At 32.7% G+C, this 15453-nt stretch carries 15 protein-coding genes and 5 tRNA genes; 4 read left to right on the top strand and 16 right to left on the bottom strand.

Going from position 1 to position 15453, the window contains the following annotated elements; genetic code table 11:
• Positions 1–2 precede the first annotated feature (2 nt).
• From miaA to ACYSNV_RS05335, 7 genes are all read right to left on the bottom strand, one after another.
• Complete coding sequence (gene miaA / locus ACYSNV_RS05365; protein ID WP_461761533.1) at positions 3–926, bottom strand: tRNA (adenosine(37)-N6)-dimethylallyltransferase MiaA; 924 nt, start codon at positions 924–926, stop codon at positions 3–5.
• Positions 913–1761: an ion transporter gene (locus ACYSNV_RS05360; protein ID WP_461761532.1), complete on the bottom strand. Its 849-nt coding sequence runs from the start codon at positions 1759–1761 to the stop codon at positions 913–915. The genes miaA and ACYSNV_RS05360 overlap by 14 nt, the downstream gene beginning before the upstream one ends.
• Complete coding sequence (locus ACYSNV_RS05355; RefSeq protein ID WP_461761531.1) at positions 1739–3121, bottom strand: exonuclease domain-containing protein; 1383 nt, start codon at positions 3119–3121, stop codon at positions 1739–1741. Before ACYSNV_RS05355 ends, ACYSNV_RS05360 begins: the two co-directional genes overlap by 23 nt.
• Before the next feature lie 16 nt (positions 3122–3137).
• The gene (locus ACYSNV_RS05350) at positions 3138–3809 is read right to left on the bottom strand and encodes a YggS family pyridoxal phosphate-dependent enzyme (protein ID WP_461761530.1); all 672 of its coding nucleotides are present in this window, start codon (positions 3807–3809) and stop codon (positions 3138–3140) included.
• 11 nt (positions 3810–3820) lie between these two features.
• On the bottom strand, positions 3821–5038 hold the full coding sequence (locus tag ACYSNV_RS05345) for a DUF1015 domain-containing protein (protein WP_461761529.1): 1218 nt from the start codon (positions 5036–5038) through the stop codon (positions 3821–3823).
• 71 nt (positions 5039–5109) lie between these two features.
• Complete coding sequence (locus ACYSNV_RS05340) at positions 5110–5997, bottom strand: 3-hydroxyacyl-CoA dehydrogenase family protein (protein ID WP_461761528.1); 888 nt, start codon at positions 5995–5997, stop codon at positions 5110–5112.
• Between the two features lie 32 nt (positions 5998–6029).
• On the bottom strand, positions 6030–6995 hold the full coding sequence (locus ACYSNV_RS05335) for a Gfo/Idh/MocA family protein (protein ID WP_461761527.1): 966 nt from the start codon (positions 6993–6995) through the stop codon (positions 6030–6032).
• Between the two features lie 535 nt (positions 6996–7530).
• On the opposite strand from ACYSNV_RS05335, the gene ACYSNV_RS05330 reads away from it, so the two are divergent.
• Complete coding sequence (locus tag ACYSNV_RS05330) at positions 7531–8172, top strand: protein-L-isoaspartate(D-aspartate) O-methyltransferase (RefSeq protein WP_461761526.1); 642 nt, start codon at positions 7531–7533, stop codon at positions 8170–8172.
• A 53-nt stretch (positions 8173–8225) separates the two neighbouring features.
• On the opposite strand, the gene smpB is transcribed toward ACYSNV_RS05330, so the two are convergent.
• The 9 genes from smpB to ACYSNV_RS05285 all read right to left on the bottom strand — a co-directional run bounded on the left by smpB (position 8226) and on the right by ACYSNV_RS05285 (position 11755).
• Positions 8226–8678, bottom strand: a complete 453-nt coding sequence (smpB, locus tag ACYSNV_RS05325; RefSeq protein WP_461761525.1) for an SsrA-binding protein SmpB — start codon at positions 8676–8678, stop codon at positions 8226–8228.
• A 95-nt stretch (positions 8679–8773) separates the two neighbouring features.
• Complete coding sequence (locus ACYSNV_RS05320) at positions 8774–9361, bottom strand: porin family protein (RefSeq protein WP_461761524.1); 588 nt, start codon at positions 9359–9361, stop codon at positions 8774–8776.
• A 269-nt stretch (positions 9362–9630) separates the two neighbouring features.
• Positions 9631–9711: transfer RNA gene (locus ACYSNV_RS05315), tRNA-Tyr, on the bottom strand.
• A 42-nt stretch (positions 9712–9753) separates the two neighbouring features.
• Positions 9754–9834: transfer RNA gene (locus ACYSNV_RS05310), tRNA-Tyr, on the bottom strand.
• A 44-nt stretch (positions 9835–9878) separates the two neighbouring features.
• Positions 9879–9959: transfer RNA gene (locus ACYSNV_RS05305), tRNA-Tyr, on the bottom strand.
• 51 nt (positions 9960–10010) lie between these two features.
• Positions 10011–10091 (bottom strand) — tRNA-Tyr (locus ACYSNV_RS05300).
• Positions 10092–10135: 44 nt separating this feature from the next.
• Positions 10136–10216, bottom strand: a tRNA-Tyr gene (locus ACYSNV_RS05295).
• Positions 10217–10369: 153 nt separating this feature from the next.
• Positions 10370–11188 carry a 3-deoxy-8-phosphooctulonate synthase gene (gene kdsA / locus ACYSNV_RS05290; RefSeq protein ID WP_461761523.1) on the bottom strand — a complete coding sequence of 273 codons (819 nt, stop codon included), beginning with the start codon at positions 11186–11188 and terminating at the stop codon, positions 10370–10372.
• A gap of 6 nt (positions 11189–11194) precedes the next feature.
• Positions 11195–11755, bottom strand: a complete 561-nt coding sequence (locus ACYSNV_RS05285) for a DUF4199 domain-containing protein (RefSeq protein WP_461761522.1) — start codon at positions 11753–11755, stop codon at positions 11195–11197.
• Positions 11756–11923: 168 nt separating this feature from the next.
• Here ACYSNV_RS05285 and ACYSNV_RS05280 point away from each other — a divergent pair, with 168 nt between their 5' ends.
• From ACYSNV_RS05280 to ACYSNV_RS05270, 3 genes are read left to right on the top strand one after another with little or no spacing between them, the layout of a single operon-like run.
• Entirely contained in the window at positions 11924–12421 is a 498-nt protein-coding gene (locus ACYSNV_RS05280; RefSeq protein ID WP_461761521.1) for a SixA phosphatase family protein, read from the top strand.
• Complete coding sequence (ppk1, locus tag ACYSNV_RS05275) at positions 12411–14525, top strand: polyphosphate kinase 1 (RefSeq protein ID WP_461761520.1); 2115 nt, start codon at positions 12411–12413, stop codon at positions 14523–14525. Before ACYSNV_RS05280 ends, ppk1 begins: the two co-directional genes overlap by 11 nt.
• 1 nt (position 14526) lies before the next feature.
• A complete protein-coding gene (locus ACYSNV_RS05270; protein WP_461761519.1) occupies positions 14527–15441 on the top strand; it encodes a Ppx/GppA phosphatase family protein in 915 nt (304 codons plus the stop codon).
• Positions 15442–15453: the final 12 nt, after the last annotated feature.

Here is a 15453-nt window from a genome sequence, read left to right as displayed (position 1 = left end):
CTTTATTTTTTCATGGACTTTTCTATGGTTTGTAAAATTGGATTTAAGTCCGATTGATAGTCAAACCAGTGGATGTTTGGTGTTCGATTAAACCAGGTTATTTGTCTTTTTGCAAAACGTCTAGTATTTTTTTTGATTTCTGAAATAGCAAAATCTAAGGAACACTCCTGATTCAGATATTCAAAAATTTCTCTATATCCAACGGTTTGAAGCGCATTGTGGTCTTTGTAATCTAAAAGTGAGCGAACCTCTTGAACTAAACCTTTCTCTATCATTTGATCCACTCTATCATTGATTCTTTGATACATGGCTTGGCGCTCAGCTGTTAAACCAATTAAAATAGGGGTGAAGTTTCTTTGTGTTGATTTTTGATTTAAAAAAGAAGAGTAAGCGCGATTGGTTCCTAAGCAAACCTCTAAGGCTCTTATAACTCTTTGGGGATTATCTAATGCAACTTTTTGATAGTGTTCAAAATCTAACTCCTTTAAAAGTTCTTGTAAAGGGGCTAATCCATTTTGCTTATATTCCAGATTTAAACTCTCTCGGATCTCAGGGGCTATTTCAGGAAAATCATCTAATCCTTGTATCACAGCCTTTACATACAACCCCGAACCACCTACCATGACTTGGATATTATTTTTTTCAAAGAGTTGATCTAATTTAGCAATAGCTTGTTTCTCAAAATCTCCCACACTATACAAGTCTTCAATAGAGATATTTTGTATAAAATGATGTGGTACCGCTTCGAGCTCTTTGTCACATGGGACAGCTGTTCCTATATTCATTTGTTTATAAAACTGTCTTGAATCGCAGGAAATAATTTCACTATTGTAATGTTTAGCAATTTCTATGGCCAATGCTGTTTTGCCTATCGCTGTTGGCCCAACAACGACAATTAAGTAATTCTTATCTTTATTTGTATGCATCTTCTAGTTTTTCTCCACAGTTATAACAATAATTGGCATCATCATCATAAATTGTTGTTGTGCATGAATTGCAGTTCCTGCGATTTCTTGCATCTAATCGATTTCTTTTAATATTTGAAAATTCAGCAGTAACAATACCTGTAGGTACGGCAATAATACCATATCCCATAATCATAATCAGAGTTGCGATCATTTGACCATACATAGTCTGGGGAGCAATATCTCCATAACCAACGGTAGTTAATGTTACCACACACCAATAAATACTTCTTGGTATGTTATTGAATCCGTTCTCTTTACCCTCGATAACGTACATTAAAGCACCCAGGATAACACTCATTACTAATATAAAATAGACAAAAACTATAATCTTTGTTTTACTAGCTTTAATAGCCAGTTTTAAATGAGACTCCTGACCAATATAAGGAACTAGGTTTAAAATCTGGAACAAGCGTAATAAACGAAGAGCTCTAACAACAGTTAATATCTCTACATCGGCAATAAAGAATGACAAATACATCGGTAAGATTGACATAAAGTCTACAATACCATAAAAACTAAAAATATAATTTAATGGCTTTCTATTACATAAAATACGCAACACATACTCAATTGTAAAGAAAACTGTTATAACCCACTCTAAAAACTTTAAAGCAGTGTGATGTTTAGTATCAACGCTTTGAACTGATTCTAGCATGATTAAAAACACACTCAATAAAATAACAGCCAAAAGAGCTACATCAAAAAGCTTTCCACCTAAGGTATTAGAACCATAGATGATAATGTATATCTTTTGTTTTAAAATATCCCATTTATTCTTTAACCTCTTTCTCACTATTGTCCGAATTAAAACGTGTTATTTTATAACCAACCTTTTTATTTAAGTAATTTAATACAATATTTCTATTATTTCTGTGAAAGTTTATCGGTATTAAGTTACTACTTATTCTCTCAAGAGAATTAACCTGGTAATTTAAATCATAAAAACAATACCCAAGTAGCTTGCCATCTTGAAGTACAATTGCGCTTTTTTCTTCTAATTTACGTCCCTTTCCTGAAATTAAAATAGTGCCTTTATCTACATTATAAGGGTTTAACATACTTAGAAAAAGCTCATTATATGTACTTTTATCTATTTGTAAATCTTTGGAAAATGTCTCAGAAGTTATTTTCTTGGATTTTTTATCATATAAACATTCCAAATAGTAATCATAGGTAAAATTCGTTGTTATTTTGTCTATAAACTTTTTGCCTTCATTGTAAGTGGTACAAGCCATAATACTTTTTTTTCTACCATCTGTCTTCTCAATGGTAAAGTAAAAGTATCCCTGCAAGTTGGTCTTTAAATATACAGAGTAAGGAAAAACGTTCTTTTTACTAACTTTGTTGTATTTAGGTTTATTTAATTCAATTTCTTCACTTTGTTTTAATAAAGCAATTAGTTCATTTCCTGTTTTCTCAAAAGTAACCGTATAGGTTTGTTGTTGAATTTTTTTAAAGACAGGGGAGTTGCTAGTGAAATGTTGTTGAATTTTCTTTTTGATATTTCTACTTTTCCCTATATAAATAATATTACCTTTCTCATCATGTATATAATAAATACCTACTTGACTAGGTAGACTATCTAAAATATCTAAGAATTTTGGATTAAGCCCAGTTTTTATATCGGTCTTAATCATAGAGGTAACAATACTTTTTTGGGTGTCTTTAGATAGTAATAATTGAAACAGTTTAACTGTAGCTAAAGCATCACCACTTGCACGATGTCTATCAGAGATAGGAATACCTAAGGAGCGAACTAATTTTCCCAAAGAATAAGATGCCATATCAGGTAGTAACTTTTGCGAGAGTTCAACGGTACACAATGTTTCACGTTGATAATCAAATCCTAATCTTCTAAACTCGGTCCTAAGTACGCGATAATCAAACTCGGAATTATGTGCCACAACAACGCAATCTTGCGTTATTTCTAAGATTCGTTTAGCTACCTCATAAAATTTAGGTGCCAAACGTAACATGGCATTATTAATACCGGTTAGTTTTACCACAAATGGCTGAATTTCAATCTCCGGATTGATCAGACTAATAAATTGATCAACGACTTGATCACCGTCAAATTTATAAATGGCAATCTCTGTAATTCCCTCTTCATTAAACTGACCTCCTGTAGTTTCTATATCTAAAATCGCGTACAATATGCTAAAATATTAATTAATAATTTCGATCACCAAAAATACTACTACCAATGCGAACCATTGTACTGCCACAGTCTATGGCGATTTTGTAATCGTTACTCATTCCCATTGATAAGGTATCTAAATCTATATTTTCTAAACCACTATAATCTTGTTTAATAAGGTTATATATTTGGTTTAATTCTGTGAATTCATTTTCTATTTGCTGCTTATCTGTTGTAAAGCTAGCCATGCCCATTAGACCTTTGATACGTATGTTTTTGAATTCTTTAAATTCTTGACTCCCTAAAATATCTAAAAGCTCTTGTTTATCTAAACCAAATTTAGTTTGCTCACTTGCAATGTAAACCTGTAGTAAACAATCAATTACACGGTTGTTGTTTTTTGCTTGCTTATTTATTTCTTTTAGTAAACGCATGCTATCCACCGCGTGAATCAAACTTACAAAAGCAGCCATATACTTAACCTTGTTTCGTTGTACATGACCTATCATGTGCCATTGTATATCTTTGGGAAGCTCTTGGTGTTTATCACACATTTCTTGAATTTTGTTTTCCCCAAAAATACGCTGACCAGCCGCATAAGCTTCCAAAATCAAGTCATTGGGTTTTGTTTTAGAAACCGCCACTAAACTTACCTGATCTGGTAATTCTTGCTTAACTTTCATTAAATTCTCATCAATACGCATAATAAAAATATTTAAATTTCGTAAATAAATAAACCATTCATGAATTTTGGTTCTATATATGTACTCTTAGGAGGCATAATTAATGAATTATCCGCCACTTGTTTAATCTCTTCTACATTGGTTGGATATAACATAAAACCAACCTCATATTCACCTTCATCCACCATTTCTTTAATAGAAACTATAGACTGGTTACCAGGTATATAATCAATCCTTGCATCATTACGTAAATCATCTAATCCAAGTATAGGGTGTAGTACTTGATCGTAGAGAATCTGAGCGTCTAATTGTTGTAATATATCATCTGTCTTGTGAATATGCTTTAGACGAAGCGCATAAAAATCCCCATCTAAATACATCCCAAATTCCATTTTTTTTGTAGGTTTCCATAATTGCTGTTCTTTATTGATTACATGAAATTTCTCTTCAATTAAGGCTAAAAACTCTTCTTTGGTATGGTTGTTTAAATCGTGAATAATTCGATTAAATTCATATATCTTAATATTGCTTTCTGAAATAAGATAAGTCATTACGGAATTATTTATTCCTTTTGTATTGCCAGGATCTTGTTTTTGTAAAAGATCTGCCGAAGCAAATCGATGGTGTCCATCGGCGATATATAACTCGGATATATTTTCAAATTCTTGACACAACCAATCAATATCACTTTGTTGTTCTATTTTCCAAATAGTATGTCTTTCTCTGGTTACCGTTGAAAAATCATAAATAGGTCTTTGCTCTTTTTGTTGATCTAACCAATTATTAATAGATTCTTTATCCGGGTACATCATTAAAACAGGCTCGGTATTAAATTTGCTATAGTCTAAATACTCTTTAAATAATGCTACTCGATACTCTAAGGTATCTTCATGTCTTTTAATAACACCACTTTGATAATCCTCTAAAGAACAACCAGCTATGATGCCAGTGAAATTGGATGTTTTTGTTTTGATTTGGTAAACATAAAAAACAGGCTTTTCCTCTTTAAGTAAAATTCCTTCTTTTTTAAAATCGTTTAATTTAGCCGACACCATTTTAAATCTTTTATCACTTGTTACCTTTTGAAGATTAACATAAGCTGGGTTTAAAACATGTAAAAAAGAAAAAGGGTTAAAATCTAAAAGATAGGCCAGTTCAACTGCTGTATAATCTTCAAAAGACCTACAACTAACCAAGCTAACTTTATCTTTAGTAGGGCGTATGCCCTGAAAAGGTATTATTTTTGCCATTCTTATGGTATCAAAATCATAAAGACAACTGATTTAAACCAGTTGCCTTTAATTTGGTTATTATATATTTATTACAAGAACATCTTAGCTACGTGTTCTGCTTTTTTACTCTGGGAATAATCGTAGAATCCTTCTGATGATTTCACACCTAATTTTCCAGCCATTACCATATTAACAAGTAATGGACAAGGTGCGTATTTAGGGTTTTTAAATCCTTCATACATTACATTTAAGATAGATAAACAAACATCTAAACCAATAAAATCAGCTAACTGTAAGGGTCCCATTGGATGTGCCATTCCTAAACGCATAACCGTATCGATTTCTTGCACACCTGCAACACCATTGTAAAGGGTCTCTATAGCCTCATTAATCATAGGCATTAAAATGCGGTTAGCCACAAAGCCTGGGTAGTCATTTACCTCAGTTGGAGTTTTACCAAGTGTAACTGATAAATCCATAATAGTCTTTGTAACTTGATCAGAGGTATTATATCCACGAATTATCTCTACAAGTTTCATTATCGGAACTGGATTCATAAAATGCATTCCAATTACGCGTTGTGGATTCTTAACAACCGAAGCAATTTGTGTTATTGAAATAGAAGATGTATTAGAGGCTAAAATAACGTCCTCTCTACAAACTTGACTTAACTCTTTAAATATATTTAATTTTAAAGTTACATTTTCAGTTGCAGCCTCAACTACTAAATCTGCGTTTACCACTCCATCTTTTATATCGGTGTAGGTGATAATATTTTCAAGAGTAGATTTTTTGTCTGCTTCAGTAATAGATCCCTTTGCAATCATTCTATCTAAGTTTTTAGCTATAGTAGCCATTCCTTTGTCAATAGATTTTTCACAAATATCAATTAATAAAACGGTAAAACCTTTTTGTGCAAAGGTGTGAGCGATCCCATTACCCATAGTACCTGCACCAATTACTGCAATGTTCTTCATAATTATTTTCTAGTTTTTTATTAGTATTTATTTTAATGGTCAAAAGCCTCGATGATTTGATAGGCCAAGCGCAAAGCATTGGTTCCATCTTGTAGAGTAACAACAGGCGTGGTGTTATTTACAATGGCATCGTGGAAGGTTTCTAACTCGTCTAAAATAGCATTATTTTGTTTTACTTGTGGATTATCGTAATAAATTTGTTTTTTTACGCCCTCTGCATTTTGTAGAATTAAATCAAAATCGCCTGGATTCTTCGGAGCCTCTTTCATTTTAACTACCTCACAAGTTTTCTCTAAGTAATCTATCGATATATAAGCGTCTTTTTGAAAAAAGCGAGTTTTTCGCATATTTTTCATAGAGATTCTACTAGAGGTAATATTGGCAACACATCCATTTTCAAATTCTACTCTAGCATTAGCAATATCAGGGGATTCACTTAAAATAGCAACTCCACTAGCGCTTACCTTTTTAACAGGAGATTTCACAACACTTAGGATTGCATCTAAATCATGAATCATTAAATCCAATACCACCGGTACATCTGTACCTCGAGGATTAAATTCAGCTAATCGGTGAGTTTCAATAAACATTGGATTTTCAATTTTAGAGACAACAGCTTGGAAGGCTGGGTTAAAACGTTCTACATGTCCCACTTGACCCTTTACATTATATTGCTGGGTTAAGGCAATTAATTGCTCAGCCTCTTGTACAGTGGTTGTAATTGGTTTCTCTAAAAAAACATGCTTACCTGCCTGGATGGCTTGCTTTGCACATTCAAAATGAGATAAGGTTGGAGTGACAATATCAACAACATCCACAGATTGTATTAATTCTTCAATACTAGTAAAGCGATTATATCCAAATTCATTTTCAACTTTAATGGCATTTTCTTCACAAGGGTCATAAAACCCTACTAACTCGTACTTTTCTGATTGGTTAAGCAAACGTAAGTGAATCTTACCTAAGTGACCTGCTCCCAATACACCAACTTTTAGCATATTAAATTTATTTCCAACAAAAATATAACATATTTATCTCTTTGGGTAAAAAAAGCACCATAAACTTTAGTGTTTTAATTTTTTTAAAAACCTTGGTAAAACAATCTTGAGCGATATAATACCAAACACCAATAGGTATTATTTATGTTTCTCAGTAGTGGATAAGTAAGCAGTCTGTATTGTTGAAAAAGTAAAAACTATTTATTTTATTAATTTTCAATTAGTTGTGTTCTGGATTGTTTTTATTTTGATTTAAATGTCTTTTTAGGCAAAATAAATTCCAAAACATTTACAATTGTTAAAATAGTAGTTTTTATCAGATTTATTAGTCTTTTGTGAATAGCCGGTAATTGGCTAAAAAATAGTGGAAGAATAAACACCCTTTAAAAAAAACTAGAAGCTACCCATAAGGAGAAAACCTATTGGATATATTTAAATTTTATATAGGTTTTTATAGTTATTTTTCAAAGCAGTTAATAAGACTTCATTTATTAGATATAATGTGTATTTTTGTTTTAAACTAATTTTAACAATAGTGAAAGATTCTGTAAAACATCAAGGTTTAAGAAACAAATTAGTACAAAGCCTTGAGCAAAAAGGTATTAGTGACTCCAAGGTACTACAAGCTATTAAACAAATCCCTAGACATCTTTTTTTAGATTCTAGTTTTGAAGATTTTGCATATCAAGATAAAGCCTTTCCAATTGCAGCAGGGCAAACAATTTCGCAACCCTATACCGTGGCTTTTCAATCGCAACTCTTACAAGTTAACAAAGAAGATAAAATACTGGAAATCGGCACAGGGAGTGGTTACCAGACTGCAGTTTTAGTTGCAATGGGAGCAAGGGTGTATAGTATAGAGCGTCAACATGAGCTTTTTAAAAAAACAAGTGCTTTATTGCCAAAATTAGGTATTAGACCTAAACATTTGAGTTTTGGTGATGGTTATAAGGGACTTGCTAGTTATGCCCCGTATGATTCAATTATAGTCACAGCAGGAGCCCCTTTTATTCCTGAAGCTTTGATGGCTCAACTTAAAATAGGAGGCAGGCTAATTATTCCACTTGGGGAACATAGCCAAATTATGACAGAACTTGTGCGAATAAATCAAACTCAGTTTGAAAAATATGAGCATGGGGATTTTAAATTTGTGCCCTTACTTGCCAATAAGAGTTAAAACAAGAAAAGCCCCAAAAGAGGCTTTAACTTTTTGGGGCTTTTATAATTTTTTTAAAAAGCTTTTTTCAAGCGATCTAAATCTCTTTTTGTATCTCTTTCTTTCATAGTTTCTCGTTTATCGTAATTTTTCTTTCCTCGACAAAGAGCAATCTCTAACTTAGCTAAACCTCTTTCGTTTAAAAATAATCGTAACGGGATAATAGTTAAACCCTTATTTTGTACACTTTTTAAAAGACTGCGTAATTCTTTTTTATTTAAAAGTAGTTTTCTTTCGGTTTTGGCCTTATGATTGAAATGTCTACTGTATGCATATTCTTCAATTTGTGTATTAATGGCAAAAAGCTCATGGCCTTGAAACTCACAAAAACTCTCTGCGATATTGGCCTTGCCCAGTCGAATAGATTTAATTTCTGTTCCCGTTAACACAATGCCGGCTGTGTACCTATCAATGATTTCATAATCAAATCTGGCCCTTTTATTTTGTATATTAATGTTCTTCTGCATTTTGCAAAATGTTATTTTAATTAATTCAATGCTGGCAAAAAAAAGAGTTGCCACTACAAAGTAACAACTCTTTTGGTAAATCTTAAAATTTAATTCTAGAAAAAGAAGTATCCTAAAGAAACCATCCAAGCACTTGGCTTAGTTTTAGAATCTTTACTTACATTTTTAAATCCTCCATCATAAGAGACATCGAGTGTGAAATTTAAAACATCTACACCAAGACCAACTCTATATCCTAGATTATCTTTGTTGAAATTATCAAAAACTCCAGCTATATCTTTTGTTTTAAAATTATCTCCTACCATATTGGTGTACACTCCTCCAGCAAAACCTCTTACATGTAACACAGGAAGTTTTATAAAACGATATCCAACAACCAATGGTACTTCAAGGTTTTTCATAGTAGAGGTTTCTTGATTTGTTGCCCCATCGAACTTTACGTTCTTTTCCGTATACATCAATTCTGCTTGTAGATAGGCTTTTTTTATGTTTACTCTAAACATTGCTCCCGCACCCCAGCCAGTTGCAGATTTACTGTTGTAATCTTTTAAGTTAGTGGACATCTCGGTAAAGTTTGCACCTGCTTTTATACCAATATGAACTGGCGATACGGATTGAGCAAATGTATTGGTTGTAGCAATGGCAAAGACCATGGCTAAACAAAGTAAAATTTTCTTTTTCATAATTGACAATTTTTATTATTAATATCAGGCTTTAGTTTATGTCTAATTCCTAGACTATTTTATAGCATCAAGTGTGCCAAATTTTTTAAAAAATAAGTAAAGTCTATACCTTATATAAATATACATTACTTTTTTTGAACTTATAGTTATTTCAAGTAAAACAAATATAGGTTTTTGCTGTTTTTTAAAAAAAGCAGAACGTTACTATATTGGTATTAGGGATAAAAAAAACCTGTAACAATTATGCTACAGGTTTTAAGGGAATTTTGTGGGGAGAGCAGGATTCGAACCTGCGAAGGTTTCCCAACGGATTTACAGTCCGTCCTCGTTGGCCGCTTGAGTATCTCCCCAATTTGGGTTTTATTATTTATACTTGTTTTAAAGAAATTTTGTGGGGAGAGCAGGATTCGAACCTGCGAAGGTTTCCCAACGGATTTACAGTCCGTCCTCGTTGGCCGCTTGAGTATCTCCCCAGTATGGTTTCTTTGTTTTATTATACTTGTTTAAAGAAATTTTGTGGGGAGAGCAGGATTCGAACCTGCGAAGGTTTCCCAACGGATTTACAGTCCGTCCTCGTTGGCCGCTTGAGTATCTCCCCAGTGTGGTTTCTTTAAAATAAAATGCCCTCTTTAAATATATTTAAGAGTAGTGGGGAGAGCAGGATTCGAACCTGCGAAGGTTTCCCAACGGATTTACAGTCCGTCCTCGTTGGCCGCTTGAGTATCTCCCCATTGGCATTTTATTAAGTATTTTCAGTATTTTATAGAACTTAGGTGGGGAGAGCAGGATTCGAACCTGCGAAGGTTTCCCAACGGATTTACAGTCCGTCCTCGTTGGCCGCTTGAGTATCTCCCCTGTAAGCAACTTGGCTTGTTTTGTTGATTTCAACGCTGCAAATATAGCGCTGTTTCTCTAATGTGCAAGGACAATGTTGATTTTTTTTTAACTTTATTTTTCCCCGTATCACTAACTCTTTGGTTATAAAAATGGTACGGGGAATATTTTTTTTTAAAATTTATTTACTGTTTGTCTAATGGCAACTAGTTTTTTCATTAAATCTTCAAAATAATCTAAATGTAACATATTTGCCCCGTCACTCTTAGCATTAGCCGGGTCAAAATGCGTCTCTAAAAACAAACCATCCACACCAACTGCAATACCAGCCTTAGCTATTGTTTCAATTAAATCAGGTCTTCCCCCTGTTACCCCTGAGCTTTGATTGGGCTGTTGTAAAGAGTGGGTTATATCCAGTACTGTGGTTGCGAATTCTTTCATAGCAGGAATACCTCTATAGTCAACTATCATATCTTGATAACCAAACATAGTACCGCGATCGGTTACCATTACATTTTGATTCTGACAATCTAAAACTTTTGTTACCGCATGGTGCATGCTTTCAGGACTCATAAACTGTCCTTTTTTTAGATTGACAACTTTTCCTGTTTTGGCCGCCGCCACAACTAAATCAGTTTGTCTAACTAAAAAAGCTGGGATTTGTAGAACATCAACGTATTGTGCTGCTAAATCGGCATCGGAACTCTCATGGATATCCGTTACAGTTGGTACATTAAATTCTTTTCCAACTTTTTGTAAAATTTTCAAAGCCTTTTCATCCCCAATTCCTGTAAAGCTATCTATTCTTGATCGGTTAGCCTTTTTAAAAGACCCCTTGAAAACATATGGAATTTTAAGATCATCTGTAACCTTTACAATTCGCTCACAAATACGCATAGCCATTTCTTCTGATTCTATGGCGCAGGGTCCAGCTAGAAGAAAAAAGTTATCTGCATCGGTGTTTTTAATTAAAGGAATGTTAGTAATATTCATATACGGCTATTTTTTATTTTTATTTTTATTTTTTTTCACTTTAACAACCTCTGGTTTATTAGAGGCTTGTTGTTTGATATTTGTTGTGTTTTTACTTTGGATAAAATAAGCAATTACTGCCACAGTTACAACACCAAAAGATAGGTTATTTGTAACAGCGTTTCTTAAAAATAAATCAAATGAAGAGTTTTTAATTGCCTCATCACTTGGCATATTAATCTGAGTTTGCAGGGCAAGTTGCAGATTATCAAGAAAATCAGGTGTTACTTGTTTAAAGGTAATATATTGAATTAATGGATAAAAGAAAGTAACCATAATACACATAGCAAGTCCACTTAAAAAAGCTTTTTGCCAGGTAATAGTACCATTATAATATTCCTTTTTTTTCTGTCTTATTGCCAAGTAATAAAGCAATATAAGTACGATATTAAATAAAATATCGAATCCTACCACATATCGAATTTTTTCTACCTGGTGATATCCCATGGATTTAATAAAAAACATCCAAATAAGTGCTGCAAGAGTAGCTATGGCAGCCCACTTAAATTCAATAGAGAATTTCTTCATTATTAAGTTTTATAAATAATAGTCAAAAGTAAAGTTTTTATTTTATAGCTTAAAATATATTTTATTTTGATTTTTTTTATTAGATTTAGATATAGAAATGATTTCTATGCAAAAAACTCCATTAAAAAATTTATTTTTTTTAAAACTCACCCTTAAATGTTATTTATTATGAAAAAATTAGTTTTAATCAGACATGCCAAATCCTCTTGGGATACGGTAATGAAAGATAGTGAGCGTCCTCTTTCCAGGCGAGGAATTAAAGATGCCCACCTAGTTTCAACAGCTTTAATAGAGCATTTACCCGATAAATATATCATTTGGTCAAGTATTGCCAAAAGAGCTAAAGAAACAGCTGTAATCTTTGGACAAAATATGGATATGAATCTAGATTGTATAATTCTAAAACCTGAAATTTATACTTTTGAATATAAAACCCTGTTAGAAGCTATAAAGAAATGTGAAAATCGCCACGATAGCCTAATTCTTTTTGGTCATAATAATGCTATAACAAAATTTGTTAATAAATTTGGTAACCTGTTTTATAATAATATTCCTACCTGTGGAGTAGTTATACTAAATTTTAACCAAGACAAGTGGGAGGATATAGAATATGGCAATATTGAATTAACCATATTTCCTAGAGACCTTAAACAAGATGAGCAATAAATCACCGAAGTTTACTTATATAGATCGAGAAAAAAGTTGGCTTTCTTTTAATGAACGAGTTTTACAAGAAGCCGCAGACTCTACTGTCCCATTATTAGAACGTTTGCGATTTGTGGGGATATTCTCCAATAATTTAGATGAATTTTTCCGGGTACGCTACGCCACAATACGTAGAATGACTCTTTTGGGTGAAAGCAATAGACGCCTAGGTAGTGGAGTAATAGTAAAAGATTTGTTATTGGATATAACCCAACGAGTTATTGAATTACAAAATGAGTCTTTACGTATTTTAAATGAAGTAGAAAGTAAATTAGATGACCAAAATATTTTCATTTTAAATGAAAAGCAAATCGATAAAGAGCAGCAAGCCTTTGTAAAAGATTTTTTCCTTCATGTGGTTTCCCCAGATTTAGTAACGATTATTCTTAGTGATTTAGCTGAATTTCCTTTATTAAGGGACACCCATGGATATTTGGTGGTTAAATTAGTATTAGATAAGCAATTAATCAAAAAACATGACAGCGCAAAGAATAAGAAAAGTCTAGCCCCTTTGATGTATGCTATTATAGAAATTCCAAATACAATTAATCGATTTGTGGAGCTTCCTAGTAAAGATGGGAAAAAGTTTATTATCATGTTAGATGATATTATACGTTTTAACCTGGACTCCATCTTTAATATATTTGACTATAAAGCACATGCAGCTCACATGATTAAAGTAACTCGTGATGCGGAACTAGACTTTGATACCGATCTACACAAAAGTTTTTTAGAGAAGATATCCAGCGGAGTGCGTGATAGACGCCAAGGGGCGGTTGTGCGATTTGTTTACGATCGAGAAATGGAATTAGATACTTTAAGATTTCTAGTTGAAAATATTGAAATAGAAATGAATGATAGTATTATTCCCGGAGGTAGATATCACAACAGAAGAGATTATATGAAGTTTCCCAATATGGACCGTAGTGATTTGGTTTATCCAAAACTTGTTCCTTTGGCCGTACCGGGATTAAATCTAGAGGAGAGTATCTTACTGCAAGTGGCCAAAAAAGATTACTTAATTTCTACGCCATACCAAAGCTTTTCCTATTTAGTGCGCTTTTTAAGAGAGGCTGCTTTAGATCCGCAAGTTCTTTCTATAAATATAACATTGTATCGACTGGCAAAAAACTCACAAATTATCAGTTCTTTAATCAATGCGGTTAAAAACGGAAAAAAGGTAATTGCTCAAATTGAATTACAAGCCAGATTTGATGAGGCAAGTAATATTTATTATTCTGAATTAATGCAGTCTGAGGGTGTGCAACTTATTTTTGGGGTAAAAGGACTTAAAGTACATAGTAAAATATGTTTAGTTGAACGCCTAGAGAATAAGAAAGTAAAACGATATGGGTTTATCTCCACAGGTAACTTTAATGAAAGTACAGCCAGAGTTTACACCGATGTAACTTTATTAACTAGTGATAATGGTATTTTAAAAGATGTTTCTAAGGTATTTGAGTTCTTACAGGTAAACTATCGTGTATTAAAGTATAAACATTTATTGGTATCGCCTCATTATACACGTAAAGGTTTTTATAAACTAATTGAGACGGAGATTTCAAATGCTATTTTAGGTAAACCTGCCTATATTAGGCTCAAAATGAATAGCTTATCGGATTTGCGTATGATCGATAAGTTGTATGAGGCAAGTAATGCAGGTGTTAAGATACAATTAATTGTACGTGGAATTTGTTCTTTAATACCCGGGGTTGCAGGTATGAGTGAAAATATAGAGGTGGTTAGTATTGTGGACCGTTTTTTAGAGCATTCTAGAATTTATATTTTCTGTAATGATAACAATCCAGCGATTTTTATTTCTTCTGCTGATTTTATGACACGAAACCTAGATGAGAGAGTAGAGGTAACTTGCCCTATTTATGATAAAGATATTCGTGAACAATTAATGGCAACCTTTGATATAGGATGGAATGGAAATTACAAGACCCGTATGATTACAAAACAAAACGATAATGCATATAGGCCAATAAAAGGGAAGGAGATATTTCATTCTCAAAAACAGATGTTTAATTATTATAAAGACAAATTATCTACAGAAAAGTAATATGTTAAGAATAAGAAAATTTGCGGCAATTGATATTGGATCCAATGCGATGCGATTGTTGATTGTAAATATAGTAGAGGAAAAGGATAAAAAAGCTGTGTTTAATAAAAGTTCCTTGGTAAGGGTACCTGTTCGTTTAGGTCAGGATGCTTTCACCCAGGGAATTATTAGTATACAGTCTAAAAATCGAATGATAGATTCCATGAAAGCTTTCGCTTTATTAATGAAGGTAAATAAAGTAGAGCGTTTTATGGCCTGTGCCACTAGTGCCATGCGAGAGGCGCAAAATGCCAGTGAGATTACAAAAGAAATTTTTGAGCAATCTGGTATTGACATTCGTATTATAGATGGAAAGAAAGAAGCTATGATTATAGCTGCTTCTGATTTGAAAAATTTTATAAATAGCGACAAAGCTATTATGTATGTAGATGTAGGGGGTGGGAGTACCGAATTAACTTTATTTAATAAAGGGGAATTAATCTCTTCTAAGTCCTTTCGAAACGGAACTGTTCGCTTAATAAACGATATGGTAAGTCAACAAGTCTGGAAAGATATGGAGAGTTGGATAAAAGATCAAACAAAAGACTTTGAACAAGTTACTGTGGTTGGTTCAGGAGGAAATATAAATAAAATTTTTAAACTCTCTGGTAAACCTCAAGACAAGCCCTTAAGTTATAGTTATGTAAGTAATCAGTATAATATTCTAAGCTCGATGTCATATGAAGAAAGAATTTCAAATTTAGGATTAAATCCAGATCGTGCCGATGTGATTATACCAGCCTTAAGGATTTATAAAAATGCAATGAAATGGAGTAATTCCAAACAAATATATGTTCCTAAAATAGGAGTCTCTGATGGTATTGTAAAAGAGATTTATTACGATACTATAGGCTTAAAATACCAAGAAATTCAATAAAAACAGAAATAC

This window comes from Myroides sp. LJL119, from assembly GCF_054871605.1.
The sequence above is the reverse complement of the archived record's forward strand: the minus strand, read 5'-3'. Positions and strand labels throughout refer to the sequence as shown.

What these genes read in the sequence shown, in the direction of transcription:
- kdsA (WP_461761523.1), bottom strand. Translation starts at nt 11,188, where the DNA reads ATGAATATTACTAACATTCCTTTAATTAAAAACACCGATGCAGATAAC.
- ACYSNV_RS05340 (WP_461761528.1), bottom strand. Translation starts at nt 5,997, where the DNA reads ATGAAGAACATTGCAGTAATTGGTGCAGGTACTATGGGTAATGGGATC.
- ACYSNV_RS05285 (WP_461761522.1), bottom strand. Translation starts at nt 11,755, where the DNA reads ATGAAGAAATTCTCTATTGAATTTAAGTGGGCTGCCATAGCTACTCTT.
- ACYSNV_RS05350 (WP_461761530.1), bottom strand. Translation starts at nt 3,809, where the DNA reads ATGCGTATTGATGAGAATTTAATGAAAGTTAAGCAAGAATTACCAGAT.
- ACYSNV_RS05335 (WP_461761527.1), bottom strand. Translation starts at nt 6,995, where the DNA reads ATGCTAAAAGTTGGTGTATTGGGAGCAGGTCACTTAGGTAAGATTCAC.
- ppk1 (WP_461761520.1), top strand. Translation starts at nt 12,411, where the DNA reads ATGAGCAATAAATCACCGAAGTTTACTTATATAGATCGAGAAAAAAGT.
- miaA (WP_461761533.1), bottom strand. Translation starts at nt 926, where the DNA reads ATGCATACAAATAAAGATAAGAATTACTTAATTGTCGTTGTTGGGCCA.
- smpB (WP_461761525.1), bottom strand. Translation starts at nt 8,678, where the DNA reads ATGCAGAAGAACATTAATATACAAAATAAAAGGGCCAGATTTGATTAT.
- ACYSNV_RS05320 (WP_461761524.1), bottom strand. Translation starts at nt 9,361, where the DNA reads ATGAAAAAGAAAATTTTACTTTGTTTAGCCATGGTCTTTGCCATTGCT.
- ACYSNV_RS05280 (WP_461761521.1), top strand. Translation starts at nt 11,924, where the DNA reads ATGAAAAAATTAGTTTTAATCAGACATGCCAAATCCTCTTGGGATACG.
- ACYSNV_RS05345 (WP_461761529.1), bottom strand. Translation starts at nt 5,038, where the DNA reads ATGGCAAAAATAATACCTTTTCAGGGCATACGCCCTACTAAAGATAAA.
- ACYSNV_RS05270 (WP_461761519.1), top strand. Translation starts at nt 14,527, where the DNA reads ATGTTAAGAATAAGAAAATTTGCGGCAATTGATATTGGATCCAATGCG.